The organism is Muricoprocola aceti, from assembly GCF_025567005.1.
Classification (GTDB): domain Bacteria; phylum Bacillota; class Clostridia; order Lachnospirales; family Lachnospiraceae; genus Marvinbryantia; species Marvinbryantia aceti.
On record NZ_JAOQKE010000001.1, the window covers coordinates 33,143 to 50,384 of the forward strand.

17 protein-coding genes and 1 other RNA gene are annotated in these 17,242 nt (G+C 43.5%); 17 read left to right on the plus strand and 1 reads right to left on the minus strand.

What is annotated here, in order from left to right; translation table 11 throughout:
- The first annotated feature begins 73 nt into the window (after window positions 1-73).
- The 6 genes from gpmI (at window position 74) to smpB (ending at window position 5,786) form a co-directional block, all read left to right on the plus strand.
- Window positions 74-1,615: a 2,3-bisphosphoglycerate-independent phosphoglycerate mutase gene (gpmI, locus tag OCV47_RS00170; protein ID WP_117449283.1), complete on the plus strand. Its 1,542-nt coding sequence runs from the start codon at window positions 74-76 to the stop codon at window positions 1,613-1,615.
- Window positions 1,615-1,941, plus strand: a complete 327-nt coding sequence (locus tag OCV47_RS00175) for a DUF3837 family protein (RefSeq protein WP_256301480.1) — start codon at window positions 1,615-1,617, stop codon at window positions 1,939-1,941. Before gpmI ends, OCV47_RS00175 begins: the two co-directional genes overlap by 1 nt.
- Window positions 1,942-1,989: 48 nt before the next feature.
- The gene (locus OCV47_RS00180; protein ID WP_262652943.1) at window positions 1,990-2,748 is read left to right on the plus strand and encodes a hypothetical protein; all 759 of its coding nucleotides are present in this window, start codon (window positions 1,990-1,992) and stop codon (window positions 2,746-2,748) included.
- A gap of 65 nt (window positions 2,749-2,813) precedes the next feature.
- The gene (secG, locus tag OCV47_RS00185; RefSeq protein WP_117449286.1) at window positions 2,814-3,050 is read left to right on the plus strand and encodes a preprotein translocase subunit SecG; all 237 of its coding nucleotides are present in this window, start codon (window positions 2,814-2,816) and stop codon (window positions 3,048-3,050) included.
- 138 nt (window positions 3,051-3,188) lie between these two features.
- Window positions 3,189-5,315 carry a ribonuclease R gene (gene rnr, locus OCV47_RS00190; protein ID WP_262652945.1) on the plus strand — a complete coding sequence of 709 codons (2,127 nt, stop codon included), beginning with the start codon at window positions 3,189-3,191 and terminating at the stop codon, window positions 5,313-5,315.
- A 3-nt stretch (window positions 5,316-5,318) separates the two neighbouring features.
- Window positions 5,319-5,786, plus strand: a complete 468-nt coding sequence (smpB, locus tag OCV47_RS00195; protein WP_256301486.1) for an SsrA-binding protein SmpB — start codon at window positions 5,319-5,321, stop codon at window positions 5,784-5,786.
- Between the two features lie 47 nt (window positions 5,787-5,833).
- Here smpB and OCV47_RS00200 read toward each other — a convergent pair whose 3' ends face one another.
- Window positions 5,834-7,486, minus strand: coding sequence for an SH3 domain-containing protein (locus tag OCV47_RS00200; RefSeq protein ID WP_262652946.1), 1,653 nt, complete (start codon window positions 7,484-7,486; stop codon window positions 5,834-5,836).
- 153 nt (window positions 7,487-7,639) lie between these two features.
- On the opposite strand from OCV47_RS00200, the gene ssrA reads away from it, so the two are divergent.
- The 11 genes from ssrA to OCV47_RS00255 all read left to right on the plus strand — a co-directional run bounded on the left by ssrA (window position 7,640) and on the right by OCV47_RS00255 (window position 17,187).
- Window positions 7,640-7,985: a transfer-messenger RNA gene (gene ssrA, locus OCV47_RS00205) on the plus strand.
- 169 nt (window positions 7,986-8,154) lie between these two features.
- A complete protein-coding gene (locus tag OCV47_RS00210; RefSeq protein ID WP_262652948.1) occupies window positions 8,155-8,847 on the plus strand; it encodes an SGNH/GDSL hydrolase family protein in 693 nt (230 codons plus the stop codon).
- 110 nt (window positions 8,848-8,957) lie between these two features.
- Window positions 8,958-9,635, plus strand: a complete 678-nt coding sequence (locus OCV47_RS00215; protein WP_117449290.1) for a response regulator transcription factor — start codon at window positions 8,958-8,960, stop codon at window positions 9,633-9,635.
- 1 nt (window position 9,636) lies between these two features.
- Entirely contained in the window at window positions 9,637-11,145 is a 1,509-nt protein-coding gene (locus tag OCV47_RS00220) for a sensor histidine kinase (RefSeq protein WP_262652949.1), read from the plus strand.
- Window positions 11,132-11,671 (plus strand): hypothetical protein, encoded by a 540-nt coding sequence (locus OCV47_RS00225; RefSeq protein ID WP_262652951.1) that lies wholly within the window; start codon window positions 11,132-11,134, stop codon window positions 11,669-11,671. The genes OCV47_RS00220 and OCV47_RS00225 overlap by 14 nt, the downstream gene beginning before the upstream one ends.
- Window positions 11,672-11,747: 76 nt before the next feature.
- Window positions 11,748-12,389 (plus strand): type I phosphoribosyltransferase, encoded by a 642-nt coding sequence (locus OCV47_RS00230; RefSeq protein ID WP_117449293.1) that lies wholly within the window; start codon window positions 11,748-11,750, stop codon window positions 12,387-12,389.
- A gap of 89 nt (window positions 12,390-12,478) precedes the next feature.
- Window positions 12,479-13,093: an imidazole glycerol phosphate synthase subunit HisH gene (gene hisH, locus OCV47_RS00235; RefSeq protein ID WP_262652953.1), complete on the plus strand. Its 615-nt coding sequence runs from the start codon at window positions 12,479-12,481 to the stop codon at window positions 13,091-13,093.
- A 1-nt stretch (window position 13,094) separates the two neighbouring features.
- A complete protein-coding gene (hisF, locus tag OCV47_RS00240; RefSeq protein ID WP_262652955.1) occupies window positions 13,095-13,856 on the plus strand; it encodes an imidazole glycerol phosphate synthase subunit HisF in 762 nt (253 codons plus the stop codon).
- A gap of 10 nt (window positions 13,857-13,866) precedes the next feature.
- On the plus strand, window positions 13,867-14,541 hold the full coding sequence (locus OCV47_RS00245; RefSeq protein ID WP_117448719.1) for a uracil-DNA glycosylase: 675 nt from the start codon (window positions 13,867-13,869) through the stop codon (window positions 14,539-14,541).
- A 17-nt stretch (window positions 14,542-14,558) separates the two neighbouring features.
- Window positions 14,559-16,202, plus strand: coding sequence for a MotA/TolQ/ExbB proton channel family protein (locus tag OCV47_RS00250; protein WP_262652958.1), 1,644 nt, complete (start codon window positions 14,559-14,561; stop codon window positions 16,200-16,202).
- Window positions 16,203-16,221: 19 nt separating this feature from the next.
- Entirely contained in the window at window positions 16,222-17,187 is a 966-nt protein-coding gene (locus OCV47_RS00255; RefSeq protein WP_117448716.1) for an OmpA family protein, read from the plus strand.
- Window positions 17,188-17,242: the final 55 nt, after the last annotated feature.

Sequence of the window (17,242 nt, forward strand, 5' to 3'; positions counted from 1 at the left end):
ACAATTAAGAGAAGAATCCTGTAAAATATACTTTTGGAAACATATTGGAATGTGAACATAAAGGAGAATGATTATGAGCAAGAAACCAACCGTATTAATGATCCTGGATGGTTATGGATTAAATAAAAGAAAAGATGGCAATGCCGTTGCACTGGCAGATACACCGGTGATGGATAAATTAATGGCAGACTATCCATTTGTAGAAGGACAGGCCAGTGGTCTGGCAGTAGGACTTCCAGAAGGACAGATGGGTAACTCTGAGGTAGGACATCTGAATATGGGGGCCGGCCGTATTGTATATCAGGAACTGACCAGAATTACCAAAGAGATTGAAGATGGAGATTTCTTTAAGAATGAAGCTCTGCTGGCTGCATGCAAGAACGCAAAAGAGAACAATTCAGCACTGCATCTGTATGGTCTGGTATCTGATGGTGGAGTACACAGCCACATTACACATATTTATGGTCTGCTGGAACTGGCAAAAAGAGAAGGCGTAGAAAAGATATATGTACACTGCTTCCTGGATGGACGTGATACACCTCCTGCATCAGGAAAGGGTTATGTAGAGCAGCTGGAAGCCAAAATGAAAGAGATCGGTGTCGGCGAAGTGGTTTCTGTTATGGGACGTTATTATGCGATGGACCGTGACAATCGCTGGGATCGTGTAGAGCTGGCTTACAATGCACTGGTAAAAGGAGAAGGCGTAGCTACAGATAATATCGTAAAAGCAATCCAGGAATCTTATGACAATGAGAAGACAGATGAGTTTGTGATTCCTGCATATCTGGAAAAGGACGGTAAACCATACGGAAGAATTCAGGACAAGGACTCTATTATCTTCTTCAATTTCCGTCCTGACCGTGCAAGAGAGATCACAAGAACATTCTGTTGTGATGAGTTTGATGGATTCAACAGAGGAAAGAGACTGGATGTGACTTATGTATGCTTTACCGAATACGATGCAACCATTCCAAATAAACTGGTAGCATTCCATAAGGTAGAGATCACCAATACATTTGGAGAATATCTGGCAGCACATCACATGACTCAGGCAAGAATTGCTGAGACTGAGAAGTATGCACATGTAACATTCTTCTTCAATGGTGGTGTAGAAGAACCAAACGAAGGAGAAGACCGTATTCTGGTAAAATCTCCAAAAGTTGCTACTTATGACCTTCAGCCGGAGATGAGTGCATTTGAAGTATGTGATAAATTATGCGAAGCAATACGCTCTGACAAGTATGATGTAATCATCATCAACTTTGCAAATCCGGATATGGTTGGTCATACTGGTGTACAGGAAGCTGCGATTAAAGCAGTAGAAGCAGTAGACAAGTGTGTAGGCAGGGCAGTAGAGGCACTCAAGGAAGCAGACGGCCAGATGTTTATCTGCGCTGATCACGGTAATGCAGAACAGCTGGTGGATTATGAGACTGGCGCTCCATTCACCGCACATACCACAAATCCGGTACCATTTATTCTGGTAAATGCAGATCCTGCTTATACTCTGCGTGAAGGTGGATGCCTGGCAGATATCATTCCAACGCTGATCGAACTGATGGGTATGGAGCAGCCAAAAGAGATGACAGGAAAGTCTCTGCTGGTACGTAAATAATGAACATCGAATTATCGAGAGATGCGGTACAGCTGAAGCTGAAGTCCAGATGGGATGCACCACTGATTTCTGCATTGGAATACAGCTATGCGGCAGGTCTTGGACTGAAGAAGATGGGAACGGACAGTGAGATGGCCAGAGAGCTTCGGGACATGGATGACTTTACCGAGTTTCGGGAAAAAGTAAAAGAACTGGTCAGAGCTTCGGATGTCTGGACTACATTCGAACACGGAGAAAAGCTGCAGCAGATGCTGCTGGAGTGCCGTGTGAAAGATAAGCTGGATGAACATACACGTACCCTGTTTGATATGGGGTATCAGGGATAAGTTACAGGAAAACAGGGCACAATACTTCCAAAGGAGGTATTGTGCTTTATGTTTAAGTATAAGCAGATTACAGATGTGCTGGGGAGAAGTATACTGGATGGAAGAGGACTTCCTGCCATAGAAGTAGAAGTACTTGGCGAAGATGGAGAAATCGGCAGAGGAGCAGTATCACTGCCAGGTCCGGAAGATAATCTGGAAGAGCTGGCAGAGAGCCTGGCGCTGTTTATCAATAGGAATCTTGCAGATAAAATCATTGGTGAGAACCTGCTGGCACAGAAGCATGTTGACCAGATTCTGGAACGGTCAGCAGGAGGCGTACAGGAGATGCAAATGAGAAAGTATGCGATTCGGGCAATATCCTGTGCAGCGGCAAGAACAGCCACAAAGCACCTTGGAATTCCACTGTATCAGTATCTGGGAGGCGTGCAGGCACAAAGTTATCCGATTTTGCGTATAGGAATTCCAGAAGAAAAAACACCAGGAGCAAGGTGCCAGATTCTGATGGACAGATGGAAGAAAAGATATGAAAAGACAGAGATTGGCATGGAGACACTGAAAACGAAAACGGAAAAAGTGATTCATCCAGAACAGTACATTACCGTAACACAGTGTCTGAAAGAGATTCGTGCCTGGAAAGAACAGGGAGAAAAAACGATAGTGATAAAAGACGGTGAATATGTGTTGGATGCATTCCTGGTGGATCTGGCAGTTGCTTCCGGAGCAGATGTGCTGGAGCTGCGACCGCCTGTACGTGGAGAAAATACAGTGAAATATTCACGTCTGATGAGAATTCTGGAACATTTATAAAAAATCAGTTGAAAAAAGCGGGTAGCTATGATACACTGATTTTGTTTGACATAGGAGGTGGAGAAGTGGGAGTTCTTAGAATCATTCTTACCATAATTTTTATTATTGATTGTATCGCTTTATCGGTTATCGTATTAATGCAGGAGGGAAAATCTGCAGGACTTGGAACCATTGGCGGACTGTCCGAGACATACTGGGGCAAGAATAAGGGTCGTTCCATGGAAGGCGCACTGGTTAAGATTACCAAGGCACTGGCAATAGGATTTGTTGTTTTAGCGATTGTATTGAATTTGAACTTTTAGACGTTGAATGGTAAGACACTCTTGTAGAATACAAGAGTGTTTTTGCTACTATTCACAGAGTATGTTCCGTGAGGTGTTTTGTGTGATCTTCGTTCACACAAAACCCGAGACATACTTTTTCCTTATTACAGGAGATATATGGATAATAAATTTGAAAAAAGAAAAGAAATAGTATATTCCCTGATGTGTGATCCTCATTATGTGCCGATGAAGATTAAGGAGATCGCCATTGTAATGCAGGTAGCCAAAGAGGACCGGCCGGAACTGGAGGCCATTCTGGAAGAACTGCAGAGGGAAGGAAAGATAGAATTAACCAAACGGGGCAAGTATAAGAAGGCAGAGCGTGCCATATCCACAGGATTGTTTATTGGTAACGCCAGAGGATTTGGCTTTGTAGAGATCGAAGGAAGAGAAGAAGATCTGTTTATTTCTGAAGACCATATCAATGGAGCAATCCATCATGATACTGTGGAAGTAGAGATTTTGCCAGGTAAAGCAGGAAAGAGGCAGGAAGGGATCATCACCCGCGTCATTACCCATGAATTAAAAGAGATCGTCGGTACTTTTGAAAAATGTAAGAATTTCGGGTTTGTGAGACCAGATAATCAGAAATTTTCCAAAGACATCTTTATCCCCATCGAGAGGTCTAAAGGAGCAGTGGATGGACATAAGGTGCTGGTGGAACTGACCAGCTATGGCAGCAGTACGAAGAAGCCAGAAGGAAAGGTTATTAAGATCATTGGGCACGTGAATGATCCTGGAACGGATATTCTATCTGTGATCTATGGACATGAGCTGCCAATGGAATTTCCGGAACGAGTGCTGAATCAGGCGGAACGAGTAGCTAAGGAAGTCAGCGAGGCAGACTGTCAGGGCAGAGAGAATCTGCGGGATCTCACTATTGTGACCATTGATGGGGAAGATGCCAAGGATTTGGATGACGGAGTATCGGTAACCTGGGATGAGGAGCAGCAGATCTGGCATCTTGGAGTGCACATTGCAGATGTAACGAATTATGTACAGGAGAACAGTGCACTGGATCGTGAAGCGTTAAAGCGGGGAACCAGTGTATATCTGGTGGATCGGGTGATACCGATGCTGCCACATACACTTTCCAATGGTATGTGTTCTCTGAATCAGGGAGTAGACCGGCTGGCTCTGAGCTGTCTGATGGACGTGAATGCAAAAGGTGAGGTAGTAGCTCATCGGATTGTGGAGAGCGTGATCTGTGTCAATCGCAGAATGACTTATACCAGTGTAGCAAGGATTCTGACAGATCATGATGAAGAAGAGATAGAAAAATATCAGGAGCTGGTGCCGATGTTTCAGGAGATGGAAAAACTGGCAGCAGTCCTTCGGGAGAATCGTAAAAAGCGTGGCTCCATTGATTTTAATTTTGCTGAGAGTAAGATCTTGCTGAATGAAAAAGGAGAGCCAATAGAGATCAAACCATATGACCGAAATGTGGCTACCAAGATCATCGAAGACTTCATGCTTCTGGCAAATGAGACTGTAGCGCAGGATTATTACTGGCAGGAACTGCCATTCCTGTATCGTACCCACGAGTCACCGGATCCGGAAAAGATTCAGCAGCTGGCCATGTTTATTGCCAATTTTGGATATGGCATGAAAGGAATCCGGGATGAAGTACATCCAAAGGAGTTACAAAAACTTTTAGCCAGAATTGAAGATTCTCCAGAAGAATCTCTGATTAGCCGACTGACACTCCGGTCCATGAAACAGGCACGTTATACGGTGGACTGTACGGGACATTTTGGACTGGCTGCAAAATATTACTGCCATTTTACTTCGCCGATCCGCCGCTATCCGGACTTGCAGATTCATCGTATTATCAAAGAAAATCTGCGAGGACGTCTGAACGGAGAACGAATCGCTCATTATGAAGAAATTCTTCCGAGTGTGGCAGAACAGACCAGCAAGACTGAGCGCCGTGCCGATGATGCTGAACGGGAAGCAGATAAGATGAAGAAAGTAGAATATATGGAGCGGCATATTGGAGAAACCTTTGAAGGAGTGATTTCCGGTATGAACAGCTATGGATTCTATGTGGAATTGCCAAACACCGTAGAAGGCATGGTACATGTCAGCAATCTCTATGATGATCGTTATTATTATAATGAAGAGACTTACGAGATGTATGGTGTGGAAACCGGAAAAGTATATCAGATGGGACAGCGGGTAAAGGTGCGTGTGCTGGATGCAGATAAAGAGATGCGTACCATAGATTTTTGTATAGGAGAGTAGGAGATGGGAGCACAGACAGTCAAACTCATTGCAAATAACAAAAAAGCATATCATGATTTTTTTGTAGATGATACCTATGAGACAGGGATTTCTCTGGCTGGCACGGAAGTAAAATCCCTTCGCATGGGAAAATGCAGTATCAAAGAAGCATTTGTCCGCATCGAAAACGGAGAAGTGATCATCTATGGCATGCATATCAGCCCTTATGAGAAGGGCAATATTTTCAATAAAGATCCTCTGCGACCAAGAAAGCTGCTGATGCATAAGTATGAGATTAATAAGCTGATGGGCAAGATCAAAGAAAAAGGTATGACGCTGGTGCCGTTGAAAGTTTATTTTAAAGGAAGTCTGGTAAAAGTAGAGATTGGCCTGGCGCGAGGCAAGAAGCTTTACGATAAGAGACAGGATATTGCCAAGAAAGATCAGAGAAGAGAAGCAGAAAAAGAATTTAAGGTGAAAAATCTGTATTAGAGAAGTAAGAAAGCCACCGGCAGGTAAAAAAGCCGGTGGCTTATGTTTTACATTGCATCCATGGACTGTAGAATATCTGCCCCGTAGACAGGCTCATGATAATATACGACAGATACATATAATCCGTTGTAAATGCCATTTGGACAGTTGATTTCTCCGTCTTCTTTTGCAAGATTTAGAATTTTGCCATTATTACAGGAAATGGTAATCGTACTCATTCCACTGGAAATGACGGTTCCAAATACCTGTTTTACCGAGCTGCTGTCTGCCGGATTAGAAGAATCAGAGGATGGCTGATTGTTCTGATCATTTCCAGGTACATAATCACTGTAATCCAATGGATCTGTCCAGGAGAGAAGATCTCCGTAAATATAACCAGTGTATCCCTTATAACTGACACGGATCCAGTTATTTGGAGTATATCCTGTAACACTCACATCATCCCCATAGTTCAGAGTGCCAAGTACACTGGCATCGGTCGAATAATAGGAACGCACATTCGCCTGTGCACTGGTAACATACATAGTTCCTCCCATAGCGGTAACCGGAGCGTTCCAGCTTAAATAATCGCTGGATACATAACCAGTCTGACCATTGTAAGTGATTCGGATCCAGTTGTTATTCGTATATCCGCTGACAGTGACGGTACTGCCGGTACTCAGAGATCCAAGAATAGCGCCATCGGTTCCGGCTGCACTGCGGACATAGACTTCTGTGGTCGCATACATAGTACCGGACATGGATTTTACAATCACTGGCTTTTTGTCGCTGACAAAGTCAGCAGATACATAAGCTGTGGCTCCCTGATAACTGATCTGAATCCAGCCATCGCTGGTATAACCGGTCTGCGTAATCTCGTTTCCTGCTGCAATACCACCAAGCACTGTGGCGGATACATTGTTCTGCGCCCGGACATTCAGATCAGCCGTAGCATAAATGGTTGCTTTTTTTTCGGTGATCTCTACAACCGGTTCTGTCGCCTTGGATTCTTTATAAGAAGATAAATCTGGCATATCAACAGTAATGGCAGTACTATGATTGGTAAATGTGCTCACAGAGTTTGTAGTGCAGGTCTGTGGCTCTTCACCGGAGCGAACCGTGTAAACAGTCTGAATCCTCCGTTTCGTAATCTGTCCCTGCTCATCAGTATTTACATATCCCTGAAGCGTCACCAGGTTAATCTGATGCTCGTCCTGTGCACCTTCCAGAACGTTGTCTTTAAACTCACCCAGAGAACCTTCTGTTGCAGTGAACAGATAGCTGGCGTTATTATAATCCAGAGAATCCAGATACTGTGAATTCAGATTAAGATAGACATACTGGTTCATAAGCTGAATCATCTCTTCCGGTTTCATGGCATACTTTACATTCTCACCGGAATCATTGTCATAAAAATATCCGTCCGTATAGTACTGCTCTTTGGTTCCATCATCTGTCTCGATGGAGATAGCTACTTTAAGATTCTTCAGATCCTGAAGTCCGCTGGCCTGCAGATGAATGTTTTTTGTCGCATTGCCTTTGATATCTGGCACATTGGTAGTTTCATTTACTGTAACATCAATACTGTCCTGATGATCCTGAAGATCTACTGCAGAATCGTAAGCCTTTGTTACATCAGATTCAGGAACAGCGGCTGCTGTGGAAGAACCAAGAGCAGCAGATAATAAAAAAGCCTGTAAAAGCATATACTTTCTCTTCATAAAAACTCAACCCCCTTTTGGTATAGTTATTTTCATTATACTGAATACTATAGGTTTTTTCAAGAAAATATGCGGAAACCGGCTTGACGGAAATGAATGAATGCGTTAGAATAAATTACGCTAATATCTGCATAACCCATACACCTGAATTCAGGGGTTGTACTGGTTTCGACGGGGGTTTTGCAATCGAGGCAGCCATCTGTGGGCCGGGACCACATAGTAAACCGGAATTAAATATAAACGCAGACGAAAATTTAGCGTACGCAGCCTAATGGCTGCTGTCGGCCCTGAGCAACCCGCTGCTTAGGATCCCGGCATCAAACTTGCGGGGCACTTTGTCTGTGAAGCTTTGAACAGATAAAAGAATTGATGAAGCTACTGAAGTGACCAGCCTGTCTCTGGGCGTGCCATGGAGGGAATGTTAAAACAGTGACTGTGATGGGAGATACCACGATGAATAGGCTTTCGGACAGGGGTTCGATTCCCCTCAGCTCCATTTAAGAAAAACTGCTAAAATCCAGTGTTTTAGCGGTTTTTTTTGTAGCAGAAGCAAATTTTTGTGTTATACTAAAAAACAAAACTGAAAAATGATGGGAAAACGGACTATGTTATTTAGAAAGAAATGTAAATGCGTTTTTTTTCTGAGCTTGTTATTGATTTTGGGAAGCATGGCTTTTTTTGATGTTCATGCACAGGAGACTGATCCGGCAGAGAAAACGCAGATTCCCTTTGATCTGGAGCGTTTTTTGTTTATTGTAGAAGAACAGGATAATCCTTATCTGGGTCTGAATATTTTTCGCCATACGATTGAGGAGATTCATAAGGAGTGGAAGGAACTGGAGGCACAGCAACATCACGAAGTATCTCAGATGATTTTTGTGGGAGATTCCAGAGTGGTTGGTATGTCGATGGCAGGTGGCTACAGTTATGTAGGAAAAGAGAGCATTGGTTATGACTGGTTTGTATCTGAGGGCGTTTATCAGATGCTGGATCAGATGAATGCATGGCCGGATGCAGATGTGATCCTGTGTTTTGGAATTAATGATGTGGCCAATATTGGCAGTTACATTTCAGAATATCAGTATCTGGTGGATGCTTATCCGGATACCAGATTCTGGTTCATGTCGGTGAATCCGGTGAACGATGCTATGGCGTCTTCCTGCGGTTATTTTATCAACAGTGACATGGTCATATCTTTTAATAACGTGTTGCAGCAGTCCTTTCCAGAGCAGTATCTGGATGTCTGTTCCTATCTGCAGGAAAATGGATATGGAACCTCAGACGGGGTGCATTACGATGTGGGAACCTGTCTGGTGATTCAGGAGTATACAAAGTATCTGATTAATCAGAAAGAAAGTTAAAAGATTGAGAAATGTATTTCACAAAACAGACATAATTTTTCGCTATAGTAGTAAAAAGATTCTGGAAGGGATGTTCCCTGATGAAATAATACAGACATATGGGAGGACTTATGGAAAAGCTGAAAATACTGGTAGTAGATGATGAAAGCAGAATGAGAAAGCTGGTCAGAGACTTTCTGGTAAAAAAGGATTTTATTGTATTAGAGGCAGAAGATGGGGCACAGGCAGTGGATATTTTTTTTAGTACAAAAGATATTTCACTGATTATTCTGGATGTAATGATGCCGAAGATGGATGGATGGCAGGTGTGCCGCGAGATACGTGAATTATCGGACGTGCCAATCATCATGCTGACGGCGAAGTCAGATGAGAGAGACGAACTGCTGGGATTTGATCTTGGCGTAGATGAATATATTTCCAAACCATTCAGCCCAAAGATTCTGGTAGCCCGCGTAGAGGCGATTTTAAGAAGAAGTAATCTGCTGAATGATGACAGTATCATTACCGCAGGAGAGATTACGCTGAACAAGTCAGCACATGAGGTAACTGTTGAAGGCAAACCTGTGGAACTGAGTTTTAAGGAATTTGAACTTCTGAATTATTTTATGGATAATCAGGGACTGGCTCTTTCCAGAGAAAAGATCCTGAACAGTGTATGGAACTATGATTATTTTGGGGATGCCAGAACCATTGATACCCATGTGAAGAAGCTGAGAAGCAAGCTGGGCAAGGAAGGCGACTATATTAAGACCATCTGGGGAATGGGCTATAAGTTCGAGGTGTCATAAGATGAAGCATTCCATAAAAACACAGCTGGCAGTATCATTTATTTCGCTGATGGCCCTGATCCTTGGTGCCAATTTCCTGATTAATAACTTTTTTCTGGAAAAATATTACATTTATCAGAAAGAGCGTGCATTGATTGATATTTACGAACAACTGGATGAGATCGGTGATGCATCAGAATTCAAGAGCAGTGAATTTGATGATGAATTTCAACAGATCAGCGGAACGAATAACGTGGAGATGACCATACTGTCACCGGAGGAGGATGGCTCTTTTGTAGCGGTTTATCAGTCCAGGGATAACCGAATCATGCGGGGGCGTGTGGAAGGATATCTGTTTGGATTCAGTATGGAAAATGATCATCAGGAAGTACTGGTATCCACAGACAATTATACGATTCAGCAATGCGAAGATTCCTTTGAGAAAATCGAATATCTGGAAGCCTGGGGTAAACTGTCATCAGGATGCTATTTCCTGATGCGGATTCCGATTCAGTCGATCAAGGATAATGTCAAGATTTCCAACCGGTTTGTGGCATACACGCTGCTTTTGGGAATTCTGGTGGCGGTAGCCATGATCTGGTGGATGTCAAAGAAGATCACAGAACCGCTTAGTGAACTGACTGCACTTTCCAGGCGTATGGCAAATCTGGAGTTTGATGCCAAATATGTCAGCGGTGGAAAGAATGAGATCGGACAGCTGGGCGAGAATTTCAACCATATGTCTGAGACACTGGAAAAGACGATTTCAGAGCTTAAGACAGCAAATAATGAGCTTCAGACAGACCTGAATCAGAAGATTCAGATTGATGAGATGCGAAAGGAATTTTTATCCAATGTATCCCATGAACTGAAGACACCAATTGCTCTGATCCAGGGCTATGCGGAAGGTCTGCAGGACTGCATCAACGATGATGCGGAAAGCAGAGAATTTTATTGTGAAGTCATTATCGATGAAGCAGCCAAGATGAACAATATGGTGAAAAAGCTGCTTAGTCTGAATCAGCTGGAATTTGGAAATGATGTGGTGAATATCCAGCGTTTTGATCTGACAGAACTGATCAACGGAGTGATTCAGTCATCCACTCTTCTGGCAGAGCAAAAGGGGGCGACCATCAGCTTTGATCAAAAGCAGCCTTTGTATGTGTGGGGCGATGAGTTTAAGCTTGAGGAAGTAGTGACTAACTATATCAGTAATGCTATCAATCATGTAGATGGAGAAAAACAGATTGAAGTAACTGTGCTGCATCAGGATGAGAAGATACGGGTCAGTGTCTTCAACACCGGTCAGCCGATACCGGATGATTCACTTGATAAGGTATGGATCAAATTCTATAAAGTCGATAAGGCAAGAACCAGAGAATATGGAGGCAGTGGAATTGGATTGTCAATTGTGAAAGCAATTATGGATTCCCACCACCAGAAATATGGCGTCTATAATCGAAAAGAAGGCGTTGTGTTCTGGTTTGAACTGGACAGTGCAGAGCGTGGAGGAGAATATGAAACCAATTGAACAGATAGCGGAAAAGATTCAGCAGTCTGACATGGTGCTGATCGGGGTAGGAGATGAATTCACAGAAAAGAAAGGGAAGAACACAAAGGAAGAGATCTTGCAGGCCTATCAGAAAGTCATGGATCTGGTGAAGAGAAAACCATGGTTTCTGGTGACTGTCAATACCGATGATCTGGTGTATGATGCCGGAGTGAACAGCTTTTTTGTAGTGGCTCCCTGTGGCAGTGACCGTAGTGGGAATGTGGTTACTAATGAAGACTATGATGAATCTTGTTATCTTTCTCAGTGGCAGTATTATAGGAATTGGCTGACATCGACGATTGGAAAGAAGCTGTGCATTCTGGAGCTTGGCGTGGGTATGGCGTATCCTTCGGTAATCCGTATGCCGTTTGAACGTACAGTTCTGTATAATCAGAAATCATCGATGATCCGCATACATAGTAAACTTGCACAAGTTCCGGAAGAAATACAGAATAGAAGTATTTGCTATGACGAAAATCCGGTAAAATTCCTGAATACTTTATAAAATATATACAAAAATAATTGAATAATAATGAGAATGTGATATAATCTGACTATAAATTATGTTAGGAGGCCGGCATATGGAATCAAGAGTGATCAGAATACCGTCGAAAGTAAACAGCAATGTGGTGTTACGTGTAATACCTGGCCATTTTGCCACGACACATTCACATATCAATTATTATGTAGATATGACATTTTTAAAATCAAGAAAAAGTGAAGCAGAGAATGCAGCAAAGATCCTGGCACAGAATTATAAGAACAGTACTTATATTGATACTATTGTCTGCATGGATGGATGTGAGATCATCGGAGCTTATCTGGCAGAAGAACTGAGCCAGAACGGAATCCGCTCATTGAATACACATAATACCATGTATATTGCATCACCGGAGATTCATACTGGTGGTCAGCTGATCTTCCGTGATAATATGCAGGCCATGATTGCCAATAAGCATGTACTGCTGGTTCTGGCAACAGCCACTACCGGTATTACAGTAAAACGTGCAGTAGAATGTATCCGTTACTATGGTGGTATTATGGAAGGTGCAGCAGCATTATTCAGTGCTACTGATGAGATAGATGGAATCAAGATCAATTCCCTGTTTTCACCAGCTGATATTCCACAGTACCAGACATGGCATGCGACAGAATGTCCGATGTGCGCAAAGAAGGAAAAACTGGATGCGATCGTGAACAGTTATGGATACTCAAGAGTATAATCGCCGGGTATGATATCGACAAGAAACCCCGAATGTGTTATGATAAATAATGCATTTGGGGTATTTTGTTACAGAGGAGAAAAATAATTATGATTGGAATTATCGACTATGATGCCGGCAACCTGAAGAGCGTGGAAAAGGCATTACATTATCTGGGAAAAGAGGTCATTGTGACCAGAGATCCGAAGCAGCTGAGGCAGGTGGACAAGGTGATTCTTCCAGGTGTGGGAGCATTTGGAGATGCCATGGCAAAGTTAAAAGAGTATCATCTGGATACATTGATTCATGAGATTGCTGACAGTGGGAAGCCATTTCTTGGCATCTGTCTGGGACTGCAGCTTTTGTTTGAAGAAAGCGAAGAAAGCCCTGGAGTAGAAGGGCTTGGCATATTAAAAGGAAAGATCAAAAGAATTCCGGACGAAGACGGACTGAAGGTGCCGCATATCGGATGGAATTCCCTTCATCTGGAACATAATGGAAGATTATTTCAGAATATTCCGGAGAACAGCTATGTCTATTTCGTACATTCCTATTATCTGGAGGCGCAGGATCCGGAGATTGTAAAGGCCTCTACAGAATATGGCGTGCACATTCACGCATCAGTAGAAAAAGGCAATGTATTTGCCTGCCAGTTCCATCCGGAGAAGAGCAGTGAGACAGGTTTACAGATTTTGAAGAATTTTGCAGAAATAGAGGAGAACTAGAATGTTTACAAAAAGAATCATACCATGTCTGGATGTACATAATGGCCGGGTAGTAAAAGGTGTGAATTTTGTCAATCTCAGAGATGCCGGAGACCCGGTGGAGATTGCAGCGGCTTATGACAAGGCTGGCGCAGATGAGATAGTATTTCTGGATATTACGGCATCTTCGGATGCACGAAAGACTGTGGTAGACATGGTGCGCAGAGTAGCAGAAAACGTATTTATTCCATTTACCGTAGGTGGAGGAATCCGAACTGTGGAGGACTTCAAGGTATTGCTGCGGGAAGGAGCCGATAAGATATCGATTAATTCATCGGCGATTAACCGGCCTGAACTGATCAGTGAAGCAGCTGACAAGTTTGGAAGCCAGTGTGTAGTAGTGGCAATTGATGCCAGGAAACGGGCAGATGGCAGTGGATGGAACATTTATAAAAATGGTGGAAGAGTGGATGTGGGAATCGATGCCGTAGAATGGGCAGAAAAGGTCTGCCGTATGGGTGCAGGAGAGATTCTTCTGACCAGCATGGACTGTGATGGCACCAAAGCAGGATACGATATAGAACTGACCAGATCAATTGCAGAAGCGGTGTCTGTACCGGTGATTGCATCCGGAGGAGCAGGAACAAAGGAACACTTTTATGAAGCACTGACCGAGGGAAAGGCAGATGCAGCACTGGCCGCATCCCTGTTCCATTACAAGGAACTGGAGATCAGAGAATTAAAAGAGTACCTGAAAGAAAAAGGGCTTTCAGTGAGATTGTGAGGAAAAGAAGATGGCAGCAATAGCAAATGACTGGCTGGAACCTCTGAAGCCGGAGTTTTCCAAACCATATTATAAAAAACTATATCAGACGGTGAATGAGGAATATCGGACACATCAGATTTTTCCACCGGCAGATGACATTTTTAATGCATTTGCGTTGACACCGTTACATGAGGTAAAAGTAGTCATTCTGGGGCAGGATCCTTATCACGGAGAAGGACAGGCTCATGGACTTTGCTTCTCGGTAAAACCGGATGTAGAGATCCCACCGTCACTGGTCAATATCTATAAAGAACTGCAGGATGACTGTGGATGTGAGATCCCGAACAATGGTTATCTGACTAAGTGGGCAAAGCAGGGCGTACTGCTTCTGAACACGGTACTGACTGTACGTGCCCATCAGGCTAATTCACACCGGGGTATCGGATGGGAAGAATTTACGGATGCGGCAATCCGGGTATTGAATGAACAGGACAGACCGATGGTCTTCATTCTCTGGGGAAGACCGGCACAGATGAAAAAGTCCATGCTGACGAACCCGAATCATCTGATCATAGAATCGCCACATCCAAGCCCATTGTCGGCGTATCGGGGATTTTTTGGCAGCAGACCTTTCAGTCGCACGAATAAATACCTGAAAGAGCATGGATTAAAAGAAATAGACTGGCAGATTGAAAATATATAGAGCAGGGAGGAAACAACATGGGACATAAGATTGCAGATAAAATTCTGTTTGTCCTGGTAGTGGGAATCAGTATTGGGTTTACCTGGTTTGTCAGCGGCGGTATCTCTACCACACTGATCTATAACTTTGTATTCCTTGGAATCATGATTCTCATATATCTGTTTGGCATGCTCACCGGATTTGGAAAAATGAACCGGTATGAGAATGCATTTCGGAAAGCATCTGATGAGATAGAACATACCTTTGAATCACTGGATGTGGCAACCGGCGAAGAGGAAGGAACTCTTCCAGAGGATCTGTTTGGAGAATCACAGCTGGATAGCCGTTATACTGAATTTCGTAAATTTGTAAAAAAGAGTCAGAGTGGGCTGGCGGACATAGAAGATTACATCAATGAGGATGTAGTGGACGGACTGATCAGTAAAAAAATGCTGGATCTGATCCCGGATATCCTGACCAGTTTGGGTATTCTTGGCACTTTTATCGGACTGGTAGTGGGATTGAAAGACTTTGAGCCATCCAATTATGAGGCAATGACAGCTTCTGTATCTTCTCTTGTGGATGGAATCAAGGTGGCATTTTTGACCTCGATTTATGGACTGTCTCTGTCACTGGTCTTCAGTTATGCCTTAAAATCTGCCTATGGGTCTCTGATGGATCGTCTGGCAGAGTTCATGGATCATTTTCATAATACGGTGATTCCTTCTGCGGAGGCAGAGACTCGTAATATTATGGTTAATTATCAGGAAGAGCAGACAAAAGCCATCCAGAAGATGTCAGAGCAGTTCTCAGAGCATCTGGCGAACAGCTTTGAAAAAGTCATTACGCCATCTTTTCGAAAAATGAATCAGTCCATGGATATTCTGACGGAAACTATGGCAAAAGGTCAGGAGGAGATGCTGAAGGGACTGCTGAATGATTTCCTGTCAAATATGCGGGAGAATTTCCAGATGGAATTTGATGACTTCAATCAGGCACTGGAAAGCATGACCCAGGCACAGAAAGAGATGACCGAGGCTACCAGGGAGCTTTATAAGGCAACTGAGACAGATCTTCACAGCGCATTTTCCGCAGAACGGGATCAGATGCAGAATCTGGTGCGTGAGATGGGCGCAATGCAAAAAGAATATATGACTTCTGCACAGCAGACCATCGATAACAACCAGAAATATGGTGAGGTATTGGATCACAATTACCGTCAGATTATGACATATCTGCAGGATGCAGAGCAGAGTTCAGCCAAGTTCTGGGTAGCCTGCAACCAGGCAATGCAGCAGTATGTCAGTGCAGCAGGTGCCAGTGTGGAAGGATTTGCTGCAGCCAGCCAGCATAATGCCAGCCTTTATGAGGCAAACGAACGGGTGGTACAGAGCTACAATGAGCGTATGCAGGAATTTGTACAGTATCAGAAGCTGACAGCACAGACGATGGAACAGGTACAAAATCTCCTGTACAATATTGTGACTTCGCCAGATGAGACCCATCGAACCAACATTCGTAATATGGCCATCAACAACAGTAACCGTGATATGCTGATGCAGATTCAGAAGACCCTGGAAGAGCAGGGAAGCCGACAGGAAGAACTGCTGGAAACGATGGTGCAGTATATGAAAGAAAATAATCGCAGCGGGAAAAAAGGAAAAGGAATCTTCTTTGGATAAATATTAGCAGGAGGATGAAATGCGTAAAAGAAGAGAAAAAGAGACGACCGGTCACAATGTCTGGCGTTCTTATTCTGATATGATGGCCGGAATTCTGCTGTTATTTGTGCTGATTATGTGTGTGACACTTTTTCAGTCCCAGATCAATTATGAGAATAGTATCAAAGAACAGCAGGAAAAGCTGGTGCTGCAAGATGAGTATACGAAGCAGATCATGGAGCAGCAGGGTGTGGTAGAAGATCAGCAGAACCAGCTCTCTGACCAGCAGAATCAGCTGGCCAGTCAGGATGAACTGCTGGCAGCACAGAAGCAGCAGCTGGATGATCTGGCCGCCCAGCTGGCAGATCAGCAGAAAAAGCTGGATGCCCAGAGTGTGACGTTAAACGATCAGCAGAATGCTCTGAATGAAAAAACTACACAGCTGGCCCAGCAACAGCAGCGTATTGATAATATTATCGGGGTAAAGGCAGATGTGATAGAAGCATTGAAAAAAGAATTTGCAGCCAATAATATGACGGTAGAGATTGATGCCAACAATGGTGCCCTGGTTATGGATTCCAGTGTTTTGTTTGACTATGATGAGACCGAACTGTCAGATGCAGGAAAAGAGGTATTGGCGCAGGTATTGCCAATTTACTGTAATGTATTGCTGGATCCACAGTATTATTCTTATCTGGCAGAGATTATCATTGATGGTTATACAGACAGCTCAGGAGGATATGAATACAATCTGGAACTGTCCCAGAGACGTTCTCTGGCGGTAGCAGAGTATCTGCTGGAATTATCTCAGAACTTCCTTTCAGAGGACAATCAGGCGCTTCTGCGTCAGAATCTGACCGTCAACGGGCACTCCAGCAGCAATCTGGTGCTGGATGCAGATGGAAATGAAAATGCAGAAGCATCCCGTCGTGTGGAAGTAAAATTCCGACTGAAAGACGAAGAAATGATTGAAGAACTGCGGGGAATCTTAGATACATCAGAGTAGGAGACGCAGACAGAATAAAAAGAAGATAAGGAGTATTACTTTACAACTGATCAGA

Bases quoted from the DNA above. Each gene is read 5' to 3' on its own strand.
- OCV47_RS00180 (WP_262652943.1), top strand. From the start codon at position 1,990: ATGTTTAAGTATAAGCAGATTACAGATGTGCTGGGGAGAAGTATACTG.
- OCV47_RS00200 (WP_262652946.1), bottom strand. From the start codon at position 7,486: ATGAAGAGAAAGTATATGCTTTTACAGGCTTTTTTATTATCTGCTGCT.
- smpB (WP_256301486.1), top strand. From the start codon at position 5,319: ATGGGAGCACAGACAGTCAAACTCATTGCAAATAACAAAAAAGCATAT.
- OCV47_RS00230 (WP_117449293.1), top strand. From the start codon at position 11,748: ATGGAATCAAGAGTGATCAGAATACCGTCGAAAGTAAACAGCAATGTG.
- OCV47_RS00175 (WP_256301480.1), top strand. From the start codon at position 1,615: ATGAACATCGAATTATCGAGAGATGCGGTACAGCTGAAGCTGAAGTCC.
- OCV47_RS00250 (WP_262652958.1), top strand. From the start codon at position 14,559: ATGGGACATAAGATTGCAGATAAAATTCTGTTTGTCCTGGTAGTGGGA.
- OCV47_RS00225 (WP_262652951.1), top strand. From the start codon at position 11,132: ATGAAACCAATTGAACAGATAGCGGAAAAGATTCAGCAGTCTGACATG.
- OCV47_RS00245 (WP_117448719.1), top strand. From the start codon at position 13,867: ATGGCAGCAATAGCAAATGACTGGCTGGAACCTCTGAAGCCGGAGTTT.
- hisH (WP_262652953.1), top strand. From the start codon at position 12,479: ATGATTGGAATTATCGACTATGATGCCGGCAACCTGAAGAGCGTGGAA.
- OCV47_RS00255 (WP_117448716.1), top strand. From the start codon at position 16,222: ATGCGTAAAAGAAGAGAAAAAGAGACGACCGGTCACAATGTCTGGCGT.
- gpmI (WP_117449283.1), top strand. From the start codon at position 74: ATGAGCAAGAAACCAACCGTATTAATGATCCTGGATGGTTATGGATTA.
- OCV47_RS00210 (WP_262652948.1), top strand. From the start codon at position 8,155: ATGGCTTTTTTTGATGTTCATGCACAGGAGACTGATCCGGCAGAGAAA.
- rnr (WP_262652945.1), top strand. From the start codon at position 3,189: ATGGATAATAAATTTGAAAAAAGAAAAGAAATAGTATATTCCCTGATG.
- hisF (WP_262652955.1), top strand. From the start codon at position 13,095: ATGTTTACAAAAAGAATCATACCATGTCTGGATGTACATAATGGCCGG.
- OCV47_RS00215 (WP_117449290.1), top strand. From the start codon at position 8,958: ATGGAAAAGCTGAAAATACTGGTAGTAGATGATGAAAGCAGAATGAGA.
- OCV47_RS00220 (WP_262652949.1), top strand. From the start codon at position 9,637: ATGAAGCATTCCATAAAAACACAGCTGGCAGTATCATTTATTTCGCTG.